This window comes from Cohnella massiliensis, assembly GCF_900169535.1.
GTDB lineage: Bacteria > Bacillota > Bacilli > Paenibacillales > Paenibacillaceae > Cohnella > Cohnella algarum.
This window is the reverse complement of the sequence record NZ_LT821259.1, coordinates 195154-220729: the sequence shown is the minus strand read 5'-3', so window position 1 is coordinate 220729 and position 25576 is coordinate 195154. Positions and strand designations below refer to the sequence as shown.

17 protein-coding genes are annotated in these 25576 nt (G+C 59.0%); 2 read left to right on the top strand and 15 right to left on the bottom strand.

The window, feature by feature from the left end; genetic code table 11:
- Window positions 1-110 precede the first annotated feature (110 nt).
- From B7E11_RS14910 to B7E11_RS14900, 3 genes are read right to left on the bottom strand one after another with little or no spacing between them, the layout of a single operon-like run.
- The gene (locus B7E11_RS14910) at window positions 111-1730 is read right to left on the bottom strand and encodes an ABC-F family ATP-binding cassette domain-containing protein (protein ID WP_080836028.1); all 1620 of its coding nucleotides are present in this window, start codon (window positions 1728-1730) and stop codon (window positions 111-113) included.
- Between the two features lie 18 nt (window positions 1731-1748).
- Complete coding sequence (locus tag B7E11_RS14905) at window positions 1749-2702, bottom strand: MBL fold metallo-hydrolase (protein WP_080836026.1); 954 nt, start codon at window positions 2700-2702, stop codon at window positions 1749-1751.
- A 25-nt stretch (window positions 2703-2727) separates the two neighbouring features.
- A complete protein-coding gene (locus tag B7E11_RS14900; RefSeq protein ID WP_080836024.1) occupies window positions 2728-3309 on the bottom strand; it encodes a hypothetical protein in 582 nt (193 codons plus the stop codon).
- Window positions 3310-3490: 181 nt separating this feature from the next.
- Between B7E11_RS14900 and B7E11_RS14895 the strand changes: the two genes are divergently transcribed.
- Window positions 3491-4639: a conserved virulence factor C family protein gene (locus B7E11_RS14895; RefSeq protein ID WP_080836022.1), complete on the top strand. Its 1149-nt coding sequence runs from the start codon at window positions 3491-3493 to the stop codon at window positions 4637-4639.
- 106 nt (window positions 4640-4745) lie between these two features.
- Here the strand turns inward: B7E11_RS14895 and B7E11_RS14890 are convergent, their stop codons facing one another.
- Both B7E11_RS14890 and B7E11_RS14885 read right to left on the bottom strand, forming a co-directional pair.
- Window positions 4746-4970 carry a hypothetical protein gene (locus B7E11_RS14890; protein WP_139787211.1) on the bottom strand — a complete coding sequence of 75 codons (225 nt, stop codon included), beginning with the start codon at window positions 4968-4970 and terminating at the stop codon, window positions 4746-4748.
- A 598-nt stretch (window positions 4971-5568) separates the two neighbouring features.
- The gene (locus B7E11_RS14885; protein WP_080836018.1) at window positions 5569-6588 is read right to left on the bottom strand and encodes a Gfo/Idh/MocA family protein; all 1020 of its coding nucleotides are present in this window, start codon (window positions 6586-6588) and stop codon (window positions 5569-5571) included.
- Window positions 6589-7414: 826 nt separating this feature from the next.
- Here B7E11_RS14885 and B7E11_RS29600 point away from each other — a divergent pair.
- A complete protein-coding gene (locus B7E11_RS29600; protein ID WP_176220769.1) occupies window positions 7415-7633 on the top strand; it encodes a hypothetical protein in 219 nt (72 codons plus the stop codon).
- A gap of 71 nt (window positions 7634-7704) precedes the next feature.
- On the opposite strand, the gene B7E11_RS14875 is transcribed toward B7E11_RS29600, so the two are convergent.
- The 10 genes from B7E11_RS14875 to B7E11_RS14835 all read right to left on the bottom strand — a co-directional run bounded on the left by B7E11_RS14875 (window position 7705) and on the right by B7E11_RS14835 (window position 25568).
- Complete coding sequence (locus B7E11_RS14875; RefSeq protein WP_176220768.1) at window positions 7705-8883, bottom strand: YecA family protein; 1179 nt, start codon at window positions 8881-8883, stop codon at window positions 7705-7707.
- 296 nt (window positions 8884-9179) lie between these two features.
- The gene (locus B7E11_RS14870; RefSeq protein ID WP_080836014.1) at window positions 9180-14942 is read right to left on the bottom strand and encodes a glycoside hydrolase domain-containing protein; all 5763 of its coding nucleotides are present in this window, start codon (window positions 14940-14942) and stop codon (window positions 9180-9182) included.
- Window positions 14943-14968: 26 nt separating this feature from the next.
- Window positions 14969-16609 (bottom strand): S-layer homology domain-containing protein, encoded by a 1641-nt coding sequence (locus tag B7E11_RS14865; RefSeq protein ID WP_176220767.1) that lies wholly within the window; start codon window positions 16607-16609, stop codon window positions 14969-14971.
- A 26-nt stretch (window positions 16610-16635) separates the two neighbouring features.
- Entirely contained in the window at window positions 16636-19719 is a 3084-nt protein-coding gene (locus B7E11_RS14860) for a PA14 domain-containing protein (protein ID WP_245809735.1), read from the bottom strand.
- Between the two features lie 1411 nt (window positions 19720-21130).
- Window positions 21131-21469 (bottom strand): hypothetical protein, encoded by a 339-nt coding sequence (locus B7E11_RS30290; protein WP_240353220.1) that lies wholly within the window; start codon window positions 21467-21469, stop codon window positions 21131-21133.
- A 20-nt stretch (window positions 21470-21489) separates the two neighbouring features.
- On the bottom strand, window positions 21490-22230 hold the full coding sequence (locus tag B7E11_RS14855) for a transposase (RefSeq protein WP_240353221.1): 741 nt from the start codon (window positions 22228-22230) through the stop codon (window positions 21490-21492).
- A 135-nt stretch (window positions 22231-22365) separates the two neighbouring features.
- Window positions 22366-22869: a hypothetical protein gene (locus tag B7E11_RS14850; protein ID WP_080836010.1), complete on the bottom strand. Its 504-nt coding sequence runs from the start codon at window positions 22867-22869 to the stop codon at window positions 22366-22368.
- 105 nt (window positions 22870-22974) lie between these two features.
- Window positions 22975-23811, bottom strand: coding sequence for a YitT family protein (locus B7E11_RS14845; protein ID WP_080836008.1), 837 nt, complete (start codon window positions 23809-23811; stop codon window positions 22975-22977).
- 29 nt (window positions 23812-23840) lie between these two features.
- Complete coding sequence (locus B7E11_RS14840) at window positions 23841-25067, bottom strand: cation:proton antiporter (RefSeq protein ID WP_080840835.1); 1227 nt, start codon at window positions 25065-25067, stop codon at window positions 23841-23843.
- Window positions 25068-25073: 6 nt separating this feature from the next.
- Window positions 25074-25568 (bottom strand): cation:proton antiporter regulatory subunit, encoded by a 495-nt coding sequence (locus B7E11_RS14835; RefSeq protein ID WP_080836006.1) that lies wholly within the window; start codon window positions 25566-25568, stop codon window positions 25074-25076.
- Window positions 25569-25576 lie beyond the last annotated feature (8 nt).

Below are 25576 nucleotides of genomic sequence, written 5' to 3'. Positions count from 1 at the left end.
CCGAAAAAGTTTCAGAGCGCTTGGAGAAATTCGTCTCGCGAGCGACTCGAATCGGCCATCTGGCGACAAAAAACCTCCAGCCGTCGGCTGGAGGTTGAAGGCGCAGCGGCTTACGCTTGCTGCATGCGTTCCCGAAGCTTCTCGATTTCGGGATTTTCGAGATATTCGTCGTATGTCGTCATCCGGTCGATCAGGCCGTTCGGCGTAATTTCGATAATGCGGTTGGCGATCGTCTGGATGAACTGATGGTCATGCGACGTGAAAATCATCGTCTCGTCGGTTTCGATCAAGCCGTTGTTGAGCGCCGTGATCGATTCCAGGTCGAGGTGGTTCGTCGGCTCGTCGAACATCAGCATGTTCGCGCCGCTCAGCATCATTTTCGACAGCATGCAGCGCACCTTCTCGCCCCCGGACAGCACCGACGCCTTCTTCAGCGCTTCGTCGCCCGAGAACAGCATGCGGCCGAGGAAGCCGCGCACGAACGATTCGTCCTGGTCCTTCGAGTATTGGCGCAGCCAGTCGACGAGCGAAAGGTCGACGCCGTCAAAGTACGCCGAGTTGTCTTTCGGAAAATAAGCCGGCGTAATCGTGACGCCCCACGTCACCGAGCCGGAATCCGGCTGCACTTCGCCCGCCAGCACCTGGAACAGCGCCGTCTTCGCCTGGCCGCGAGGGCCGACGAGGGCGATTTTGTCGCCTTTGTTGACGACGAAGGACACGCCGTCGAGCAGCTTCTCCCCGTCTACCGTAAGCGACACGTTGTCGACCGTTACGATCTGCTTGCCCGCTTCGCGTTCCGGCTTGAACTGGATGAACGGATATTTGCGGTTGGAAGGCCGGATATCGTCGAGCGAAATTTTGTCGAGCATCTTGCGGCGGCTCGTCGCCTGCTTCGCCTTCGATTTGTTGGCGGAGAAGCGCTGGATGAACTCCTGCAGCTCCTTGATTTTGTCTTCCTTTTTCTTGTTTTGCTCCCGCATCAGCTTGAGCGCCAATTGGCTGGACTCGTACCAGAAGTCGTAGTTGCCCACGTAGAGCTGGATTTTGCCGAAATCGATGTCCGCGATATGCGTACAAACCTGGTTCAGGAAGTGCCGGTCGTGGGATACGACGATGACGGTGCCCTGATAACGGGCCAAAAACTCTTCCAGCCAGTTGATCGATTCGATATCCAGGTGGTTGGTCGGTTCGTCCAGCAGCAGGATGTTCGGATTGCCGAACAACGCTTGCGCGAGCAGCACGCGAACCTTCTCGTTGCCGCCGAGCTCCGCCATCTTCTTGTCGTGCAGATCGGTCGTGATGCCGAGGCCGTTCAGCAGCTCCGCCGCCTCGCTTTCCGCCTCCCAGCCGTTCATTTCGGCGAATTCCGCTTCCAGCTCGCCCGCCCGCATGCCGTCTTCATCCGAGAAATCCGCCTTCGCGTAGATGGCGTCTTTCTCTTTCATGACCGCATAGAGCCGCTCGTGGCCCATAATGACGGTTTCCAGCACGCCGAACTCGTCGTAGGCGAAGTGATCCTGCTTGAGCACCGCCAGCCGTTCTCCCGGCGTAATGTGCACTTCGCCGGACGTCTGCTCGACCTCGCCGGATAAAATTTTCAGAAACGTCGACTTCCCCGCGCCGTTCGCTCCGATCAAGCCGTAGCAGTTGCCGGGGGTAAACTTGATGTTGACGTCTTCGAACAAAGCGCGCTTTCCGTAACGCAGACTAACGCCGCTAACCGAAATCATGACTTCACTCCATTCTTGTTATCGAAAAACCGAATTGCCTATGGCGAATCGCATCGTTTCGCCGTGATGAAGCATGAAAATCCGATCTTCCGCAATATTCAAACGGCATCGTTCAGCTTCCAGCCGCTCCAGGGCGTCCCGGGGCGTGTCGTCCGCAAGCTTGAACGAACCGTAGTGCATCGGCACGAAATAATCCGCCCGGACGTCCCGGTAAGCTCTAAGGGCGTCTTCCGGGCTGATGTGCTGCGGAGCCATGAACCATTCCGGCTCGTAGGCGCCGATCGGCATGAGCGCCACGTCGATTTTGCTGAAGCGGCGGCCGATTTCCGAAAATCCGCGAAAATACCCGCTGTCCCCGGCAAAGTACACCGTCGGGCCCGCATGGCTTTCCATCACCCAACCGCCCCAATGCGAGTCGTTCGTATCCCACAGCGTCCGGCGCGTCCAATGCTGGGCGGGAACGAAGGTAAACTTGACGCCGTGCAGCGACACCTCTTCCCACCAGTTCAATTCTTCCACGAGGGGAAAGCCTTTGTCCAGCATTTTGTGGCGGAGACCCGCGGGAACGATCAGCCGCTTCGTTCCTCTCAACCTGCGCAAGGATGCCAGGTGCAGATGATCGTAATGCGAGTGGGACACCAGCACGACGTCGACGGGGGGCATGTCCGACAATTCCACGCCGGGCGGGGCGAGGCGCTTCTGAAGCGCCATTCGGCGCGCCCATACGGGATCGGTCACGATGTTAAGGCCGCACATTTGAATGAGAAACGTCGAATGCCCGATCCATGTAATCGAAGGCTCGGAACGGTTCGTTTGCAAATACCGCAAATCCGGAACGACGTTCGGAACGCATTCGCTGTAATCTCGGCTAAGGAAGTTCTGGAGACGGTCCTGACTCCACCGGAACAACTGGCGTCTGGCCGCGCTGTTCGCAGGGGCAGAATCCATGTTGACGAAGCGGTGTTTGCGCATGTAACCCCTCCGATGATGTGCTCATTCATACTATAGCAGGAATCGGGGGAATGTACCAACGGGGTCCCAAATATCCGGACATTTTTCCTCTGTAAATTTCATAGGAGCGGAACGCCTGCTCCAAATTTCCGGGCGTCACGAAGCAGGGGGACTTGTCAAACGTATAAAGGCTGGAGCGCATCAGCACCGAAGCGACGAAATGGGAACAAAAATACGTGTTTTTGCGGTGCAGCTCCTTTTTGAGCAGGACGCCGGCAAGCCCGAGCAAGCTGTAGCCGTAGCGGTCGCAATCGGCCATCATCGTTTCGACGTACTCGCGCATCCGATGATATTCCTCTGCGGGAACCGGACAGCGGAAAACGGCGCAATCCGCGTTTCCGTAAAAGGAATCGCGGAAATTTTCGCGGATGAGGCCCGCGAACAGCGGGTTGCGAAGCTTTTTTCTACCGAAGCTGTATACTTCGTGCAAATCGGGATCAAAAGCGATGGAAGCATGATTCAAATCGTCTTTCGTAAACCATTTGATCGTATTGCTGAACATCGTCCCGGTTGCCGAAAGCACGATATAAATATTCGCCGAGCGCGAATTCAAGTTTTCAATCGGCATGACGACCTCTCCTTACGAGCATCAAATACAATTTTATGCTAATGTAAAACGTGCGGGAAGAATACGTACGCCGGTTGTGTTTGCGGCTAGGACTCGAGACGAGTCTCGAACCCCGACTTAAGACCGGGAAACTCGTCGATTCCCGCATTCATGAACGTTGACGATTGGGAGGCGAACGAAAATGAAATTGCTGTCGATCGAACCGACGCCCAGCCCGAATTCCATGAAGCTGAACGTGGACGAAAAGCTGGCCCCCGGCGAACGCCACACGTATACATTGGACAAAAGAGACCAAGTTCCTCCTTTTTATTTGCGTCTTCTTGCGATTGACGGCGTCAAGAGCGTATTCCGCACGGCCGACTTCATCGCGGTCGACCGGCGTCCGAGCGCCGATTGGGCGGAAATTTTAGGCGCCGTTCGCGAGCTGTTCGGAGCGGGCGGCGTCGCGGCGGAAGCGCTGGGCGGACCGGAAGCGGGAGGCTTTGGGGAAGCGCACGTGCTGGTGCAAATGTATCGCGGCATCCCGATGCAGATCCGGGTTCGGCACGGAGGACAGGAGGCAAGAGCGGCGCTGCCCGAACGATTTGCCGCGGCGGTGTCGGAAGCCGCCGGCGCGACGATGATCCGCGAGCGGAAGCTGGAGGAGATCGGCGTCCGCTACGGGGAGCCGCAGGACATTTTGGAGGAGATCGGACGCGAGCTCGACGCGGCCTATCCGGACGAGCGGCTGCGCGAGCTGATCGCGCAGGCGCAAGCCGCCGGCGCGGGCGGCGCGGAGGCGGCGCAGCCGGAGCCTCCCGCGGAGCTGCCGCGGGAGGAGCTGGAGCGGCGCTTGTCCGCTCCGGACTGGCAGACGCGGTACGCGGCGCTCTCCCGCGTCAAGCCGGATGCCTCGCTGCTGCCGCTGCTCGCCGCGGCCGTGCGCGACGCGCACGTCTCGGTGCGCAGGCTCGCCGTCGTTTACCTCGGCGACCTGCGCAGTCCGGAGGCGCTTCCGCATTTGTTCGAAGCGCTCCAGGACTCTTCCGTCGCCGTGCGGCGGACGGCCGGCGACACGCTGTCCGATCTGGGCGACCCCGCCGCGATCGGACCGATGACGGCGGCGCTCGCGGACGCGAACAAGCTCGTTCGCTGGCGCGCGGCGCGGTTCCTGTACGAAGCCGGCGACGAGACGGCTTTGGAGGCGCTCGAGCGCGTCGCCGCGATCGAGCCCGAATTCGAAGTGCGCCTGCAGGCCGAAATGGCCGTCGCGCGTATCAAGAGCGGCGAGGAAGCCGCCGGCTCCGTGTGGCAGCAGATGACGCGGGCGCGCGAGGGCAAGCAGGAGTGACGGCAGGCTGCACAAAAGGGACGGGACGGATCGGAGCCTCGCTCCGGCCGTCCCTTTTTGAACGCCTTGATTCAACCCAACGGGGTTGCCGCGCCATCTTCAACCTTTAGCCGTTATCGCCGCCGTCCCCCCTTCGCCCCGCCTCGCCGCCGTCAACGTGCCCGATCATTCCGACCTCCGGTCGCGCCTCGTCGAAATCAATCATGTCGAATATCCGACGATGATCCGCCTTGCCGGTATCAACCGCCCTGAACAGCCGACTCCCTACCGCATTTCCGACACTAACCGTCTGAAGAGCCAACCCTTGACCCGGTTCCATTTTCCGGTTCACTTAAATCCTGTTCCCTCCGACCCGCTCTCCCCGCAAAAATAGTTCAATTTAATACGCGGCAACCGTTTTGTAATGAAACCGTAATATCGCTTTCACCTGTCCTTCACATTCAGGGGATACAATACAGACATGACCCCCCTTTTCATTTATATATCTCTCCACTGACCTGCGGCCTGAAGCTGCAGGTTCTTTTTTTACCGCGAACGGCACTATCCCCTTTACTCAGCACTATTCGTTACATCACCCTAACCTCGATATCCTTTCCTTTTTCTACCGAACCCTGATTCCGGTATCCCCTTTGCTCAGTATCCTTCGCTAGGCGAACCCTAGTTCCGATATCCCTTTCGCTCAGCACCTTCCAGCCAGCAAATATAGACTCATTTGACGTTGAGAAAGCTAGGGTGCGTTTTGGCGAACTGGCCCGACTGACCCGACGGGATATCGAGACTAAGGTGCGTTTTGGCGAACTGGTCTCTGCTGAGCCAACGGGATATCGAGACTAGGCTGCGATTTCGCAAACTGCCCCGGCTGACCCGACGGGATATCGAGACTAAGGTGTGTTTTGGCAAACTGGCCCCGACTGACCCGACGGGATACCTTACAGCCTGATTTCGCGGCCTTCCTTCGAAGATCGGTAGATCGTTTCGATCAACCGGACCGCCCTGTAGCCGTCTTCCCCGGTAACGGCGGGATCGCGGTCCTGTTCGATCGCCTCGATCATATCGGCCAGCTGCATCCGATGGTACGCGGAAGAAATCGCCTTCGGGTCGGCCGCGCCCCCGAAGTCGCCCGCTTTCGCAAGCTCCGGGCGTTCCATTCCTTCCGCCGTCCAATGCTCGATCGTATATCCTTGGACGCGAATCGTTCCTTTTTCGCCATACAATCGCAGCGTCGAAGGAAATCCGGGCTGAAAGCTGGTAGATGCCATGATGGTGCCGAAAGCGCCGCTTTTGAATTGCAAAATCGCCAACCCCAAATCCTCCGCCTCCATCCGGTGCGTTTGCGTCGCCGTTTTGCCGAATACCGTCGTCACGTCTCCGCCGAACCAAAGAAGCAGGTCGATCGGATGAATGCCCTGGTTCATGAGAGCGCCGCCGTCTTCTCGGACGGTTCCGCGCCAGTCGGCGCTGTCGTAATAAGCTTGGGTGCGATAAAAAGGCAGCGAAACCTCCGCAAGCAGCAGCCGGCCGATCGCGTTTTGGTCGATCGCTTTGCGAACCGCCTGATAGTCCTCCGCGAAACGAGACTGGGAAATCACGGCCAGTTTTACTCCTTTCGTCCGGGCGGCCTGAACCAGCTCCCAGGCGGATTCTGCCGTCATCGCGATCGGCTTTTCGACGATCACATGTTTGCCGGCTTTAACGGCATCCAATCCGATCGCGGCGTGACTTCCGCTGGATGTCGTAATGCAAATGACGTCGATGTCCGGACGGGCCAGCAGTTCCTTGTAATCCGTCGTCCAGAAGCAGCCCTCGCGCTCGCCCGTTTCAGCCGCCCGTTCTTCTCCCCTGCTGGAGACGCCGACCAGCTTCGCCCCCGGAATGTCCTTCAACGCGGCAATATGCGTATCGGCAATCGAACCGCAGCCGACGATGCCAAATCCCCATTTTTTAGCCACTTTCGATCATCCTCCCAAAAATAATCGATCATAACCCGATGCCCAATGCCGAATTCCTTATCCCGCGATAAATTTTATGTATGCGATTACGATTATAACCGAAGATGCGCCGTGATGGATATCGGATGAACCCCGAATAGGCACCTGCGGATAGGCATTCGCATATGGTGCAGTATCGCTTGCCGGCCTAAAGACGAAGGAGGAACCCAACATGCCGAAACAACGGTCGACCCGCGTTCGGCCGATCGCTCGCCAAGCTTCCGGAAAACATGTGGCGAAACTTGCATCGAATACACAAAAGATCAAAACGAAAGAACCCGACCAAAAGACGTCCGCCAAAAAAGTTAGACTGCATCAAAGCGGCCTTGAAACGAAGCCGTCCGTCCGCAAAATTCCGTGGTGGGTGCTGCCCGAAGAAGAACGCGCCCTGCTTCCCGGCGGGGGAGGAAGTCCCGGCGGTCCGGGGCTTTTGCCGCCGCCCCCGGGTCCGAGTCCGGGCCCCGGTCCCGGACCTGGACTGTTTCCGCCCGGGCCTGGTCCATTTCCCCCGGGGCCTGGTCCGGGCCCGTTCCCGCCCGGACCGGGGCCATTCCCGCCCGGACCGTTGCCACCGGGGCCAGGGCCTGGTCCGTTTCCGCCGGGGCCCGGGCCTGGTCCGTTCCCGCCGGGACCCGGTCCCTTCCCGCCCGGACCGTTCCCGCTTCCGATCCCGCTTCCCATTCCGGGTCCCGGACCGTTTCCGCCCCCGCCTTTTCCGGGTCCGGCGTTTATCAACGTTCGCGTCATCGGCGGATTCGCGTTTCCGGGAGCGACCAGTTCGACATTCGTGCCGTTTTATCCCGGAATCACGCTTCGCCAGGCCCTGATTTCCTCGGGCTTGGTCAGCTTCGGACCGCTGGGCCGCATTACATCCGTAGCCGGCATCCGCATTTTCGGCAGCGTCGGCGTCGGCATTTTTTATAACGGACGGCTTATTCCGGAATCCCTGTTGAACGCCCCCGCTCAACCGAACAGCACGATCGCGCTTCAATTGTTTTATCAATAAGGAGAAAAAAGCAAGGAGAAAAAAGCCGGATCGAAGAGCATGTTCTTCGTTCGGCTTTCTTCCCGGTTGGCTTAATTTGCCGCAGAACCGCAGCATTTTTTGAATTTTTTTCCGCTGCCGCAAGGGCACGGATCGTTGCGTCCGATCTTTTGACCGGTTTTGAAGCTGATGACGTCCCCTTGCCGCGCGGACGGCGGCGCCGCGAGCACGTTCGCCGGGACCGACTTGGCCCTGGCGGCGGACAGTTCGCTCGGACTGTATCCCTTCAGCACCCATTGCCGGGTGCTGTTGTTCATGGCAACGAGAATATCCACGACAGCCGATACATCCGCTTCGTCGCGGAATTCGAAATGATGTTGCACAATGCCGAAGGCGTCGCTGAGCGATTTGCCGCTCTTGAATTCGTCAGCGCACAGATCGGCGATCAAATCCGCTTCGCCGCGTTCGATCTTGTAGTTTCGGGTAAAAAACCGAACCAGATCAAGGTAAGCCTGGGTACGCTCGACAAATCCGGGTTCGCTTGCCTCCAGCAGCTGAGCCCGGGTAAACGGCCGATAGTCCAGCCCCGACCGCATCTCCTGTTCCGAAAGAACCGCTTCCGGGTCCTCGACATCGCGAAATCTAAAAATGCCGTCGTCGTCCACGACAAACGCGTCATAGCAACCGATCGCATCGACAATCATCTCGAAAAGGTCCCGTTCTTCGTCGTAGGGTCCCGCAAGCTCTTCGAGCATGCGCTCCAGCTCGGTTTCCGGCAATACGCCATAGTAATAAAGCAAGCCCTGCGTCAATTTGATCCGCTCGGTGTTCTTTCGCACGAGGTCGGGAATCCCCGCCAGGCCTTCCATCTCCTTCAGCCGCTCCACCAGCTCGACCGGCATGACAAGGACCGGCTTTCCCTTCACCTCCGCGGGAAACGCCAGCGCCCGTTCTCTCATATATTCGACGATGAGAGGGGAGAACTTCGGGCTGCTGATCAGCCCATCGTTTCGAATAAACGTTCTCAGCAGTTCCCAGCGGGACGAATCCCATAACTGGGTCAACCTCGCGGCCCCTTCGGGGAGTTCCGCCGCCACCGACTCGACGACCGCCTGACGGTTCCCGCCGGTTTTTGCTTCCCGCATATCGAGAAGCCTCTTTACCCTCCGCATTTCTTCAACCGTCAACAGCTTTAAGGCATCGCGCAGCCGGAGCGGCAATTCCGGCTCGATCAACCTCTTGCTGGCAAAGCCGTTTCCTTCGTTCGGCATCCTTGTCTTCATCCTTCCGCTTCGTACATGGGTCGGCTGCGAAAGTTATTTTCACCGCCCGGATTTTTCCGCTTTCTTTCACTTTATACTTTACGAACGCAATAGGGCAAGCCTGCACCCTCGCAAGTCCGCCCCCAAAATCGACCATTTTCGCGGACGACTGCCGTCTCGGCCCGCAAAAAGCCTCCATCCCGGCCGCAAAGCAAGCCGCCGTCTTTTCGGCCGAGGAGAGAAAAAACGCCGCCCGCAGCTCCCCTTGGGAACTCGCGGGCGGCGCTCAGGCCGTTCGCCTCTGCCTATTTGGCAAACGTCAGCTTGTCCAGATTTCCGACGTACCGCAGGGATGAGTCGGTCGATCCCTTGAAGACGACGCAGATGGTCTGCGTTCCGGACAACGTCCGAAGCAAATCTGCGCTTGCCGTCCTGTACGTGCCCCAGCCGCTGCCGGTATTCGGCAGGCTGACGGTGCCGACAAGCTCGCCGTCCTTGTCGTTCAACCGGATCTCCGCGACGACGTCGGCAGGCGTGCGGCTGGTCGGCGCGTCGTAGACGATTTCGACGCGGTTTTTGCCGGACGTGCCGAAGTCGAGGTTCGCGTAGGTCATCCATGCGCCGGTGAACGTGTTGCCGACGGTGGTGCCTCCGTTGTTGCTTTCGGTTTTCAACGGTTGGTTGTTAAACGTATTGACCGCCGTCGTCCACTCGGTGCGGTCCTCGAACTCGACGACGAGGTCGGGCTCGCTGAGCGCGAACGCCGCGTTGTCGTAGTTGCCGATGTACGGATGGTTCGTATCCGTCGTGCCGGTCAGCACGAGGTAGATGTCCTGAACGCCGGTCAGCGGCTCCGTCAGCTTGCCCGTCGCCGTCGCGTACGTGCCCCAAGAGCTTGCGGTCGGCGGCGTGCTCACCATGCCGACCCGCTCGCCGTCCGGGCTGCCGAGACGGACTTCGACCGCCGCGTCCGCCGCGACTCTGCCGCTGTTGCCGGAGTATTCGATCGCCAGCGTGTCGACGCCTTCGCCGCCGAAGTCCATCCGCTCGTAGGCGAGCCATGCGCCGTCGTACGTACCGGCGATCTGCAGCCCGCTTTTGCCTCCCTCGGTCTTCAGCGCGCCGCCCGACCATTCGTCGTAGCTCTCCAGCTCCAGCTTGGCATAATCGGTGCGAACCGGCTCGCTCAGCGAAAAGGAAGCATTGTCGAAGTTTCCGATGTACGGGTACGCCGAATCCGTCGTGCCGGTCAGCACGAGATAAATATCCTGGACGCCCGTCAGCGTCTGCGCAAGATCGATTTCCGCCGTTGCGTAGGTGCCCCAGGAGCTTGCGGTGGCCGGCGTATTCACCTTGCCGACGAGCATGCCTTCCGGGCTTCCGAGGCGAACTTCAACCGCCGCGTCCGCCGCGACTCTGCCGCTGTTGCCGGAATACTCGATCGCGAACTTGTTGACGCCCTCGCGGCCGAAATCCATATGCATGTAGGCCAGCCATGCGCCGGTGTACGTATTGGCGATTTGCTGTCCGTTCTTGCCGCCTTCGGTCTTGAGCGGCTGATTGTTGTATTGATTTACGCCCGTCGACCATTCGTCATAGGTTTCCAGTTCCAGCTTGGCGTAGTCGGTCCGAATTTCCCGATAGCTCAGCGTCATCCGGTCGAAGTTGCCGATATACGGAAGCGCGCCGGTCGTCGAGCCTTTCAGGACGACGTACAGCGTCTGGGTTCCGGTCAAAGTTCTGGACAGCTGAACCCCGGCCGTCTTGTACGTGTTCCAGTCGCTGCCCGTAGCCGGCAGTTCGACCGTGCCGACCCCTTCGCCGTCCGGACTGCCCAGCCGCAGTTCGAGCGCGGCGTCCGCGGGCACTCTCGTCGAATTTCCGACGTATTCGACTTCAAAATAATTCGCGCCCTCGTCCCCGAGATCGACGTCCGCATAAGCAAGCCAAGCTCCGTCGAACGTGTTGGCGACGACGGTGCCGCCGTTGCCGCCTTCCGTCTTGAGCGGGTTGTTGTTAAAGCCGTTGACGGCCGAAGTCCATTCCGTATAGCTTTCGAACTCCAGCGTTCCGGGCGTTCCGCTGCCCGGCTCTTCGGGTTCTTCGGGGTCGACCGGATCTTCCGGATCGATCGGACCGAGCGGCGGCAGCGGCTCCTTCTCCGGAACCGGCAGCGGTTCGGGCAGCGGCTCCTCCTTGACCGGAGGCTTCTCTCCCGGCGCCGGCTCGGTCTCGGGCTCCGTCACGACCGGCTCCGCGAGCCAAAGGGAGTCGTAGACGTTGCCGTTGAAGGCGTCGACCAGATAGATATTGACCTTGAACTTGTCCGCGTTGACGTTGTAAATTTGCGTCAGCTCGAAGCCGCCTTTTTCCACTGGGAAGGACGTCGTCATCCAGGCGCGGTTTCCGCCGTCCATCAGTTGGAAAACGGCATAAGCCGAATCGGCATAGTCGCCCTTCAGCGTTCCCGTGACGCTGACTTCCATGTTGCCGGTCCGATCGACGTCTGCCTTCAAATCATAGACGTCCCACTGAATATCGGAGGTGTACGCGACATCGGAGGCCAGCGCCCGGCCGAAGGTCCGCCCCCGGCTCTCGTCCGCCTTGACGCGCACCTGCACCTGGCCGGCCTCGAAATCGAGCGGCCCAACCGTTTGGGGATTCGCCGCGACGGGCTTCCACGTCTTGCCGCCGTCCGTGCTGAACTCGTAGTCGGCCGGCTGCTCGAAGCCCGGGACCGCCGTCCAGCCGAACGTATTCGCTTTGTCGTCGACGACCGGCCCCGTCGGAGCGTCCGGTTTCTCCATCGGTTTGACTGCTTCGAGACGGAGGTCGAAGGCGATATCCGAACTGGTTGCATTCGCCTGGTGAACTTCGACGGCCAGCACGTTGGTGCCTTCGACCAGATAGGAAGGATCGATTTGGTAAGCGACCGCGTTCCTTTCGTCGTTTACGGTGACGTTAGCCAACGTATCGTAGCCGATCGTGCCGGAAGGCAGATTGGACCGGATGACTTCGTTCCCGTTCAAGTAAACGACCGCGCCGTCGTCGCGAACGAGTTCCGCTTCAAGCTGAAGCAATCCTTCCGTATCGGACGCCTCGAACGTTTTGCGGAAATAGGTGGTCGGGTACTTGTTGTTCGCGTTCGCCCCGAAGCTCACCCTCGTTTTCGCATAACCCGTATTGTCGTACCCGAGCGGCGCGGCGCCGGAAGCCCAGGCGCTGTCGTCGAACGACGGGCTCGTCCAGCCGTCGCCGGCATATTGCCCCTTGTCGTAATACTTCCAGGTCGATTCCGACGCGATCAGCTCTTTGCGTTCGAGCGAGCCGTCGATGTCGTCCGCGTATTCCGTCGTCGGCGGCGCCGCGCTTTCGGCTGCGCCCCAGCTCGTATTCGGCGTATCGCCCATTTCGAACGCCAGCGTGCCGCCTGCCATGATGTCGGCGTAGGAAATCCAGGCCTGATCGAAGTTTTGGCCGTTCAGCGAGGCGGACTGGATAAAGCGGTTGTCCGAGGACACGTTGTTCGCCTTGATCGTAAACGTTTTGCCGCCGTCCAGATGAAGCGTCAACTCGTCGAAGATCGGGGAACCGATCAGGAAAATCGGGGTGCCCGGATTGCCCGGATACAGCCCCATGGCGCCGTACACGAACCAGGAAGCCATCGCCCCGGCATCGTCGTCCATCGACGGCAGGTAGCCTTCCGGATCCGCCCGGTAGACGCGGGCTTCGATCGGATACGCGTATGCCCCGTGGTTGTGGTATTTTTGCGTCACGACTTCCGTCGTATATTCCCTGACGTAATACTGGGTCAGATAAGGATAACCCAAGTAGTTGAACAAATAGGGCACATGCAGATCGGGCTCGTTAATGGCTACATATTCCCCGATATCGAAGAAGTGCTGCAATTCCTTCGCCATTTCCGTTTTGCCGCCCATCAGCTCGGCCAGCCCGTCGATGTCCTGCTGGACGGACCAGCGGTACGTCCACAAGTTGCCTTGATAAGCGTATTTGTCGACCGCGGTCACGTCCGCTTTGGCGACCGTACCGCCGTTCGGCGTGAAAAATCCGCGCTTGGTCCCGTTTTCGTCGACCTGATCCGGGTTCCAGAGCGATTTGTACGATTGGGCGACCGCCATATACTTGTTGTAGGTCTCCTCGTCGCCGAGCATTTCGGCAAGCTTCATCGTGAAGTAGGCGCTGAACGCCCTTTCCAGCTTCCCGGAGATTTCGCCGTCGCTTACGGAGAAGTTGTCCGCGTCGACCGCCATGCCCTGCAGCGCCTTGCGCGCGTCGAAGTCGGTGAATCCCTTCGCGTAGGCGTCCAGGATGACCGCGCCGTTGAACTCGTTCCGCACGGTCGGGCTCGGCCAATAGCCCTCGCCCCATTGGACGTACGAGCCTCTCGTGTCGTACAGGTCGACCAGCGATTTGACCATGTTTTCGTACTTTTTCGGCTCGAGAATGGAGAACAACGGGTATTTGCGATAGTCGTCCCATGTCGTCCAGCCGTTGTAGTATTCGAAGTCCTCGCCGAGCTCCGAAGCCTCGCGCACCGTGTTCTCGTCACGCGCCGCGCGGAACGTGCCGCCGGAGCTGGTGACGTTTTTCGGATGGAGGAAGGAGTGGTAAAGCTGGGTGTAGAACACCCGCTTGTTCTCCTCGTCGGCGCTTTTCACCTCCACCTTGTTCAGCACGTCGCTCCAGGCGCCGCGCGCGCGCTGATGCTGCGCTTCGAAATCCCAATCCGGGATGTCGTGCTCGCGCTCGAATTGCGCCTGCTCGACGCTGATCGGCGAGAGGCCGACTTTCGCCTGAACGACCGGGTTGTCCGCGGTGTCGAAATTCAGCCAAACGCCGCTGTTCGCCCCGGACCGTTCGGATACCTCGCCCGTTTCGTTCCCTGCCCAGGACGTGTACGAAGTAAAGTCGTGATCGAACTGAATGGAGAAGTAAAGCTTGTAATACCCGTGGCCGCAGACGTTTTTCGATTGGACCATGCCCGTAATCTCGTTGCTGCCGACGACCTTGAGATTCGCGTCCACCATTCCCGCGTACGAGTTGGACAAGTCGACGAGAACCGATCCGGTGCCGTTCCCCGGGAACGCATACCGGTGGAAGCCGGCGTTTTCGGACGCCGTCAGCTCGACCTCGACGCCGTTTGCCAGCGTCACGCCGTAATAGCCGGGGGAAGCTGATTCGCTGTTTTTGTCGTACGGCTCCTTGTATTCGTTGCTGTTTTTCGTGAAAGCGCCGGTCTGCGGCATCATCAAAATATTGCCGCCGGCGCCGCTGCAGCCGACGCCGCTGAAGCGCACCTGGGAAAAGCCTTTCAGGTTCTTGTCCTGATAGTAGTAGCCGCTGAACGCGCCGCCGTCGCTGTCCGGCCCCACGTGAACGAGGCCGAACGGCAGCGTCGGTCCCGGATTGGTCTGCCCGTTGTCGCCCAGCGTGTTAATGAACGGGTCGACATAATCGATCGGCTGCAGATTAACTGCCGGTTCCGCCGGTGTCTGGCCGGGCTCCACTCCGTACAGCTCCACTTCGTAAATTCTCGTCGCATTGTTGTCGTAAGACGCCCGGTCGAAATAAATCATGACGTAACGGGCCGTGAACGCCGGGACTTGACGGTCGACGATCGTATGCGCGTTGTTCCGCACGACGTCGACTTCGACCCAGTTCTCGCCGTCGTCGCTTTTCGCAAGCCGATAATCCTTCGAATTCCAGAATGGGCTGTTGGACGACTCCCCGATGGCCGCGTGCTGCACGATCCACTGGTTGATTTTGTATTCCTTGCCCAAATCAAGCTTGAGCCATTTCTTGGCGACGCCCGAATTGTCGCACCACTTGGTCGTCGTCTTGCCGTCGACCGCGTTGGCCGCCGCTTCGTTCGCATTGCACTGCCCCGAAGCCGTCGCCGTCGCGTTCAGCGCGACGTTCCAGGTCTTCGTCGTATCCGCGGCCGCGGACGATGCCGGTACGGTTTCCGCCGCGAATGCCGCGGACGGATTCATCGCGCCCAGCAGCAGCACTACCGTCATGACGGCCGCAATCAAGTTTTTAAACATGGCGATCGGGTCCTCCCGCTTTCGTATTAGTTCGTGACGTTCGGCAGCAGGCGATGGATCATCATGGCGACTTCGGCGCGCGTGACGGGGTTTTTCGGATAGAATCGTTCGCCGTCTCCCTGAATGAGGCCGAGGGACCGCGCCTCGTCGACAGAGGCCGCCGCCCAGGAGGAGATCCGATCTCCGTCGGCAAAGTCCGCCTTGCCCGCGCCGCTTTCGGCGAGGTCGAAATGCCCCGCCGCGCGGGCGAGCGCCACGACTGCTTCCTCGCGCGTAATTTCGTCGTCCGGCCGGAACAGGCCGTCATAGCCTTCGACGATGCCGAGCGAAGCCGCCTGCGCGACCTGTTCGGCGTAGTACTTGCCGGACGCCACGTCGCGGAACGGATTCGCCGCGTCCGCCGGAACCGCCGTTTCGTCCTGCCAGCCGACGGCGCGCATCAGCATCGTGGCGAACTCCCCGCGCGTAATGCTGCGGGCCGGCTCGTAGCGCGTCGCGTCGACGCCGGTGACGATATGCTTCGCGGCCAGCGACTTGACCGCCGTTTCGGCCCAATGCGCGGACAGATCCGCGAAGCTTTTGTCGTATTCGAGAATCGCGTACAGCGAGAAGTGATCGGCTTTGAACGTGAAAACGCCGTCCTTGAGCGAGCCTTTGATATATTCCGGCAACCCGCCGTTCACGTAGTAGACGCCCGCGAGGTCGGCCGCGATGGCGCTCGCCTGCTCCGGCGTCAATCGGATCGTCACGTAAGCGGGCTTGTCCAGATTGCCGATGTCCGTAACGCTCCCTCCGGCGACGTACTGAATGACGACCGAAAGCACGACGCCCGTCGGCTTGTAGGCCGGGTCCGCTTGAATCGACCGGCCGATCGTTTGGTTCGCTTCCGACGTCAGCGTCGCGTTGAGCACAAACCGTACTCTAGACGACGCGTCGTCGGAGCCGGCCAGCGCGCCGACCGAATAGCGGATCGAAACGGCCCCGGCGTTCAGGACCAATTCGAGATTTTTGTCCTTCAGCGCCTTGACCGAAGGTCCGGGCAGCTCGAGCGCGTCTCCGGACCGGATCGCTCCTTCGGGGAGCTCGATCGTCACCTCGCCGTCCGATTGTCGGATGGCCTCGTCCATCGCGCTTTGGCCGACGAGATACCGTCCGTCCGCCGCGAGCTGCGGCTTGACGACGGAGCCCGCCGCCGTCCCCGCGCTCTGCGGGATCGCGTCCGGATTCGCCGGAATCGGGATACCCGGGGTTGGCTCGGGATCCGGCGTTCCGGTCGGCGGTTCTTCGGGGTCCGGGTTGCCGCCCCCGCCGTCTCCGATCGTCCGAACGACGGAAAACGTCCCGCTGTCGACGGCCCCGCCGAACCCGGCGATCACCTCGTACGCTCCGTACGGCGCCAGATCGGCATCCGCCGGAATCGTTACGCTCGTCTCGTAGCGGCCCTCGTTTACCGCGATCTCGTCGATATAAAATACGGTCCGCGCGGGGCTTACGATTTTCACCGTAACTTCGCCCGTCTCGGCCGGAGTTGTGCCCGACATCGTGATCGTGCCGCCCCGCAGCACTTCCTTCGCGCTGATGCCCAGCTCGAAAGAAACGGCCGCGAACGCCGATACCGGCATTAGCGCGAATAGGGCGGCCAGAACGGCTGCTGCAACTTTTTTCACCGCGTTTGCTCCTCTCGTTCCGTCCATCACCGGTACACCTGCGCCCTGGCCAGCTGATCCGGCACGCTCGGATCGTTGTCGAACCGGTTCAGCACGAACACCTTGACGCTGTATTCGGTCCCGCTGACGTCAAAATATTGGGTTACGCTCAGCTCGTCGCGCGGGATCGGCACGGCATTGATCAATTGGGGCGTGTCCCCCTTGAGCAGTTGGAAGACGGCATAGGCCTCTCCGTCGTATTCCTCGAGCTTTTCGACCGTCGCATCCAGTTTGAGCCGCTCTCCCCGGGCAAGCTCGCCCTTGATTTGGTAAACGTCTCGCGCTCCGTTCAGCGTGTAAGGCTTGTCTGAGGCAAGGCTCGCGCCCGCCGGCCTTCCTTCGGCTTCGCTGGCCGCGACGCGCACCCGCACGTCGCCCGCCGCGTAAAGCCCGTCTCCGATCGGCTGCGGGTTTGCCGTCACGGGCGACCACGTCGCGCCGCCGTCCGTGCTGAATTCGTAGTCGGACAAATCGGCGTAGCCCGGCACGTTCGTCCAGCCGAACGTGTTGCGGCCGTCGTCCACGACCGGAGCCGTCGGCGCGGCGATTCCGCTGCCCGTCCATTCGACCGTGGCGGGAGCCGAGTTGTCGCGTTCGTCTACCGCCGTCACCGCGAATCGGTAGGTCGTCACTTCGTTCGTTCCCTCGATCGTGAAGCGATAGTCGGCCGCGCCCTCCGCAGCCGGCACGAAGGCGCTCCAATTCGCGCCCAGCCTTCCGCTCGTCTCGTAAATCCGGAAGCCCCGAACCGCATCGTTCTCGGCCGAATCCGCGGGTTTCGTCCACGACAATTCCGGCTTGCCGTCTTCCGTTTCCGATACCGACAGCCCTTGAACCGGCTCAGGCCGCCCGTCCGTCCGGACGATCGTATACGTATCGAACGGCTGTTCTTCGCCCGATCTGTACGATTCGATCGTGAAGCTGTCCTCCGTCATCCGGATGCCCGAGTAAATCGCCTTGTACGGCTGCTCGTATACCGCCGCATAATACCGGTCGACGCCGTTTTTCAAATCGTAAAACTTGGTCCCGGACGCATTGTTGATCATGTACAGCGTGCCGTCCGGGTTCAGCGCGTTGCCGTTTTCGTCCGTATCGACGCTTTCGACCGCCTTGTCGCCGTACATCTGGTGCGAGCGCATGTACGTATGGTCGTGGCCCTGAAGGACGACATCGATTCCAAGCTCGTCGAAGATGGGGTAAAGCGTTTTGCGCAGCTCCAAAATGTCGGCGTCCAGCGAATGTCCGCCCAGCGAATAGATCGCTTTGTGAATCGCGACGACCTTCCACTTTTTGTCGGTCTCCGCCACTTCCCTCTTCAACCATTCGATCTGCTGCCTGAACGACTCTTTCTGCCGGTCGTCCCAGCCGATATCCATCGTATTGAGGACCATGAAGTGCGCATCGCCATAGTCGAAGGAGTACACGGTTCCCTCGGGAAGCTCGTCATCGATCGCACCGGTCGGGTAATTGAAATGATAAGAAAAATTGGAGTTATAAGGCCCTTCATGATTGCCGATCAGCGCCATCAGCGGGAGATCCATCAGCAAGTGCTGCGGTTTGCCGAAGTAGTCAAGCCACTGGGATTCCAGCGCTCCGGCATCCACCTGGTCGCCCGTCATCAACAAAAACTTGGCGTCCGGGTAGTCGGCCACGGCGTTCCCTAACGTTTCCGCCCACACTTCATAATCGTGCGTGTTCGAGCCCTGGGAGTCCGTCAAATAAAGAAAATCGTACGACGTCTCGCCGTCGGCCTCGGTCGTGAACGTCCCGGTCTCGCTCCAATTGCCGTCGCTGCCGACCCGATACTTGTAAGCCGTGCCCGGCGTCAGGCCCTCGGCCAGCACCTTGTGGCTGATAAAAGAGCCGGTAGCGGAGCCGGTGATCCGCAGCGTCAGTGCCTGCGTCTCCTCCGGCTTGCCGACGAAACGCTTCGTCTGCGGCGAGCCGAACTCGGCGTCGGCCGGCACGATCTCGACGATGCTGTCCATGATGTTGGCCGGCGCCCTGTCCGGCCGGTCGTACCGCGTATACCAGGCGAACGCGCGGTTCGTCTTCGGACTGCCGTTAAACGACATCGCGATCGCGATCGGGGAATAGTCTACCGGTTCCGTTTCGTTCGACAGGTTGACCGGGCTGAACCGGAAGGCCGCCACCGGCGTGCCGTCCGCCTGCAGCAGGCCGGCTTGTCCGTCGTATGTAACGTTCAGCAGTTGGCCCGTCCTGACGGCCGTCTCCAGATGGAGCTTCAGCTCGGACGGAGCGCTGCCCGGCTCGACGCTTTCCAGCGCGATCGGCGAACCGTTTGCCGTCACGGCCAAATGATCCTTCAGTCCGTCCGGCAGCGTTCCCAGATCGGCATAGGTCGTCATCGCGACGCTAAGTCCGTCCGGCGCCGCGCTTGCCGCCACCGGGCCGTTGTAGGACGCCGGCAGGGTGAAGGCCGAAGCGGGCACGATCTCTTTGGCGAGCGTCGGCGTGGACCACCGCAAATACAGGTTCGATCCGCCGTAGTCTTCGAAGTACTCGACCTTGAAGTCGTACTTCTTCCCGCCTTCGAGGGCAACGGGCGCGCTCGTCTGCTCGACGTCCCAATCGTTCACCCAATGGTCAATGACCAATTGTCCGTCGATCCAGAGCCGGAAGCCGTTGTCTCCGATCATATAAAACGTATATTCGCCGGTCTCGGGCGGCGTGATTCGGCCCGTCCACCGTACGTTGGCGTCGTCCGAACGGCCTGTCCACGTTTGCAGCGGCTCTTCGAGATTCGAGAAGTTGATCTGCGTATCGATGACCGTCGCTTTATGTTCGCCGAAATCGAACGTCTCCGTTCCGGCGTAATACTCGCCCAGCAAGCCTTGATCCTTGCCGGCAATCGCGCTTGCGGCCAGCTCGACAGCCGGTTCGTTTCCGGCCGTTTCCAGGGTTTGCCCGCTCGCGGCCGTTTCCGCAGCCGTCTCGGCTCCCGCCGGTCCGCTTTCCGCCGCCTGCGCGAAATAGTAGCCCGAGCAAACGGAAGTCCACAGCATGACGGCAGCCAGCAAACGGCTGGTCCGCGCGGATAATTTTTTCACTTTTCGTTCCCTCCCGGTTGTGATGTAATGAATCGTTACAATGAGTAAGCATAGTTTTGTAGACGCCGCTCTTCAATTCATGCTCTATTAACGCAACGTTATCTTTTTGTTAAACTTCATAGAACGACAAAAAAACGCAGAACGAAAAGACCGTTCCCGGTCTCGTTCGTTTTGCGTTTCCGCGCAGCTTTTTGATTCCGTCTCTCGTTTGCAGACATTGTTCGGGAAATGAGCCGCTAGTCCCGATATCCCCTTCGCTCAGCAGCAACTATTCCCTATCGGCGGCTTCCGTCCCCTGCCAACGGCTTTTTATCCCCTATCGACGGCATCCGTACCGTTCCAGGAAACCCGGCTCTCATTCTCCTTCTCGGTTGCACGCTGCGGGTCGGACATTTTTTGCCCGTTCGGCCGGATTTGCGGACGATATCAACCCGAACGGAGAGGGAGATCTTATCGAGGAGCGCGGTACGGCTTATCTACAGTGGATTTTGTCCAATCAAATCCGGTTTTTTCGCGAAGCCCTCGGGCTTGGTTGGATTTTGTCCAATCGAGCGAGGCCATTTTGTCCATTCCGACCGAAATCGCCGCTCCTCGTTGGATAAAATCCACTCTAGGTCGGATTTTCCGCGTTTTTCGCTTCTCCGATTGGATAAAATCCAACATAAGTTTCCGGACACGGGTATTCCGCCGCTTAAGCGATGCCCAAAGCAGGTTGTCTCGCCGACATCGGTTTCCTCTGCAGGCTTTCCGCCTCCATCGACCACCCAACCAAACTTCGTCGTCCTGAAGGACAGAGCATGCCGTTTTAGAAACTTGAACTTTCCGAATCGCGCAAAAAAAACTACGACGGCACAATTAACTAACTCACATAATTTGATCCCATTGTGCCTCCAGTTTCTCTAGAAAAGCGATGGGCTGGCGGTTAAATCTTCTACGCTGAACGCTTTCGGATAGCCGCCGGTCCCATCGTGCTTTGCGCGTTGCATATTTTTCATAGCCCACCGTTCTTAAACGGGCGATGATGTGTTTTTGTCGAAGTGCATCGTCTACAAGTACAATCATTTCTCCATTACGCACAATGTAGCTGTTCCAATTGCGTAGCCCAGTAATTCGGCGATGAACAGCCTTCATTCGGCGGAAAAACTGTTCCAGATCGTTGTTCGTACGAGGGATGTGGTAGTGATCGTAACTAGTGAACAGTCCCTTCCAGAAGCCGCGAGAGTAGTAGTACAGTGGTCACCATAGGGGCATCCTGTTCATCGATGTAAGTCTGTTCAGCCACCCGAGCAATTGGGTCATTTCCCACTCAACCGTTTCGCTCGTCTTGTCTTCGTCTGGCGCCAAGGTAGCCGCGATATGGGCTAGCGGTGTAGCCCAGCGAACGACAGACGCATATCTGGTAGCCTGCTCATCAAGTTTGCTGAAAATTCTGACCAGACCTTGGAGGAGATGAGGCTCTTTTTTTAGTCAAGCACCGCGCAAGCGACGCCTGTATGGCTTGAGCTCGTTCATAAATAAGCATCCCGGGCAATTTGAGCGGCGGTTCCCCGTCCTCCAGAAGCAGAGCGCGAACCGCAGCGACATAACCTTTTGCAACCTGCGCTTCGCTTGCAATGGTTTCCGCCCTAACACATGAAGTGTCTGTGGCTACGCCTTCGTTTGCTTGAGCAGCTTCCACGGCATTCTTCTCAACTTGCTCGATCTTCCTTTCGACTTCCCGCAAGCCGCGCATGCTCTTCTTTAGCTCCATCTTGAGTTTGCGATCCGCATCTACAACAGGTTTGGCAATATCTTTAAGGTAGTGGTACTGGGATACGGCACATCCGGCAGAAGCGTTTCGAATGCCTGACGAATGGAAACTTGTCCGTCACTGACGATTCCGACGACGGGGAAGCCCAACTCAATAATTGGCTCGATGAGGCTGCGTAATTCGCCAGCGGCTCCGCTTTTCATGTTCTGAGCCGCCAAAACTGTGCCACTGAACACCTCTCGAATGACATAGAGCATCTCATTTCCTTTTTCCGGCTGGACGCCGTCCATGGAGAGAATGATGCCGCCATTTTGTGCCGTGGTTTCCGCCAAGCTTTGTCTTACATGCTCGTCAAGACTGGCCGCCAGCAGGGTTTGATAGCGTTCATAGAGTGTTTGCGCATATCGCTCACTAGCTACAATCCCGCGCTCGTTTAGCAACTCTGCAATCTCTTTACACGTGCGGTGCTGCTTAAAACGCAACTCCCCAACGAGGCCGAGCACATCGTAGCCATAAGAAGAATACTTCATGCTCAGCATTTCGGCTTCCGCTGATTTATAGGCTACGCCTGTGTGAACGCAGCTTGCATTAGGACACATGTAGGCCATGCTCCAGGCATGAATAACACCAGTTAGTGTAGTGATTTTTTTGTTCCAGGCGGTATGGGATCGCTTAAGCTTGACCCCGCAATGCGGGCAGTTAGTCAACTCGGGTCGGAAATAGATTTTCGGCGCGGCGCCGAGGCGATTTTTCGAAAGCATAAGGGCACACTCCAACTTATTTTGTGTCCCTTATGTATTCGACATCCTCCAGGAAAATCCTGTTAGTTAATTATGCTGTCGTAGAAAAAAAACGTCCCCGCCGCGAAACGCTTGCCTCGCGCCGGGGACGTTTTTTTAGTAGAGGACGTCGGCCGCTCCCGCCTGCCTGAACAAGGCGTCGTTCCGTTCGACGGAACCGCCGTCCGCCACCAGCAGCATTTTGCCCTCGTCGATCGCTTCGGCGCACCGGTCCGCCCAGTCCGCCGGGATGCCCATGCGCTCCAGCGTTGCGTCGAATCCCGGCTCGTCCCGGTTCCAGTTCAAAAACCCGAGAACCGGAAACGCGGCCGCATTGCCGGACGAGCCGCCTCCTTGCAGGGTTCCGACAAAGGCCGCGGTCGGAACGCCGGCGTCTTCCTCGGCATAGCCGGCTCCGACGCCGTCCCTGCGCTCCTCTTCGCCCCGGATGCCGACCGCTTCTTCCATCGGAACGGTCAGCCCCCCGCTTAGCAGCGGCGAGTTTTCCGCATTTTTGACAATAACCCTTACCTGCGCTTCGTCCCTGCCGGCCGCGCGAAACCGCTCCACTGCGTCCATCACCTGCTGCTCCCGATCGAAAATGCCGATTGTCGTTGCCATCTGGCGTCTCCTCCTCGCGGCGCTTGCGAGAACCGCGATCGATTCGAGATCCGGTCCCGCAAACCCATTTGTTATCCTGCCTAGCGTTCCCCATTCGGGACGGCGTCATCGCCCGATCGAAAAAGGTTTTCGCGGCGCGGTGCCGATTACGGCTTCGGGATCGATCCGGTGGACGAGCGCCCTGGCGCGGGTCTCCTCCAGGCGATGGACGGTGCACAGCACGACCGGCGAAGCGGCGGCAATGCGGCTGCTTTTGTCCGGCAATTTCGTCACTTTGCGGTTCAATCCTTTAAGCAGGGCGTCTCCGATTTCATCGCTCCGGCTGCTGGCAATCCACAGCGTCCGCGTCATCGGGGAGCTTTTGAAGCCGACGCCCATTCCCCAAAACGCCAACGCGTATGCGACAAGGGAATGAAACGCCTCCGCCCACCCGATCAGCCATCCCGTGCAAAGCAGCAGCAGCGCGTTGAAGCCGTACAAAGCGTACACCGTCCAGTTGCGGGAAAAACGTTCGAGAAAATAGTCCGACAAGTCCAGGAATCCTCCGTACCGGATCACCCAGCCGATCCCGATCCCGAGGCACGAGCCGCCCGCGATCGACGCCAGCATCGGATTGACGGTCAGCACCGGAGCCGGATGAAGCAAAAACACCCCCGCGGAAAAAAGCAAAATGGAGAAAACCGCCGAGGGGCCGAAGCGCTTGACGACTTTCCGATAGCCCAGCAGCACGAAAGGAAGATTGAACAAAAACAGAAACAAGCCGAGCCGCATACCGGTAAAATGGGAAAATAAAGCCGACATTCCGGTCAATCCGCCCACGACCATCCGGTGCGGCATGAGAAACAGTTCCAACCCGACCGATGCCAGAATGGCGCCCGCCGCAACTCCCGTCCATTTTCGGACCGATCCTTCGGAAGACGGAACCGCGAAACGTTTCATCATGCAGCCTGCCCCCTTCCTTTATATCGTTCTCAGCCGGAGGGGCTGTTTTCCTTTACACTCCTTTTGCTGAAATGAAACACTTTGTCGAGAAGCTTGTAGATCGCCTTCGTTTCTTTCGTCAAAAGCGGGCCGAGTACGGCCAGAATCAATACGTAGAGTGCGGCAAAAGGCTGCAGGATCGCCATTAATCCCCCCGCTTTGCCCAGGTTGGCGACGATAATCGAAAATTCGCCGCGGGATACGATCGTAAGCCCGATGTTGGTCGAAGATTTGGGCGACAGTCCGGCGGACCGCCCGGCCAGCATGCCCGCGGCGAAATTCCCGATCAGCGTAACGATCACGGCTCCGACCGCAAGCACGATCGTCCTGCCTTCGATCAGCGTCGCCGGATCGATCGACAGCCCGAAGCTGAAGAAAAACAACGCGCCGAAAAAGTCGCGAAACGGCACGATCAAATGCTCGATCCGCTGCCTGTGCACCGTTTCCGCCAGCACGAGACCGACCAGCAGCGCCCCGATCGCTTCCGCCACGTGCAGCGTTTCGGAAAAACCGGCCACGATAAACAATACCGCGAAAATAATGAGCAAAAACACTTCGTTGGAACGGATATTCAGCGCCTTGTTCAGCAGCGGAACGGCTTTTCTTCCGATGATGAGCAGCGCCAGCATGAATCCGAGCGCGATGCCTGCCGACACCAGAACGCCGCCGAGCGAAGCCGAACCGCTCAGCACGAGACCGGAGAGAATCGATAAATAGACGGCGAGAAACACGTCTTCGAACATGATGATGCCCAGAATCATTTCGGTTTCCGGATTGGCCGTCCGCTTCAAATCGACGAGCACCTTCGCCACGATCGCGGACGAAGAAATCGTCGTGACCCCCGCGATGATCAGCACTTCCTTGAGCGGAAAGCCCATCGCGAAACCGAATGCCAGTCCGAGCGTGAAATTGATCGCGATATAAATGCTTCCGCCGACGACGATGCTTTTCCCCGCTTTGATCAGCCGGCCGACGGAAAACTCGAGTCCGAGATAGAACAACAGGAACAGGACGCCGATCCGCCCCATGACTTCGATCAGCGGGGCGCTGTTAATAAAGCGCAAGTCGAAGTGGCCCCAATGAAAGGCGTGCGGGCCGACGGCCATCCCGATCAAAATGTAAAACGGAATGACCGAAAACCTTAGTTTGGTGGCCAGCAGACCTACCGCCGCAACCAGGGCGATGGCGATTCCGATTTCGAGTACGATGTGCGTCAGATCCATTTAGCCGCCCCCGTTCGCGAGAATTTCCTTGAACTTTTTCTGCTGATGTCTCTCGCCCATGACGACGATGGTCGCTTCCGGGGTCAGCACGTAATCGGGGCCGGGGTTCGTTTGTTTTTGCTGGTTTTTGGCCACGACCGCGATGACGGTGACGCCGGAATTTTTGCGGATGTTCAATTCGCCGATCGTTTTGCCGACGCATTTGCTCGCGGGCTCCAGTTTGTACCACTCGATCACGAGCTCGTCGAAAGCCATCTCGATATTTTCCAGCGATTTCGGCTTGTACGAGAGGCCACCGATAATGCCGGCCACCTGGCGAGACTCCTCGTCCGTCAGCGTAACCATGGAGATGGAGTCGTCCGGATCGTCGTGATCGAAGTGGTAAATCTCCCTTCGCCCGTCGTCGTGAACGATAATGACCAGCTTGTCTCCGCTGTCCGCAACCATTTGGAACTTTCTTCCGATTGCGGGAAGCTCGGATTCGCGAATGTTCATGGTTTGAA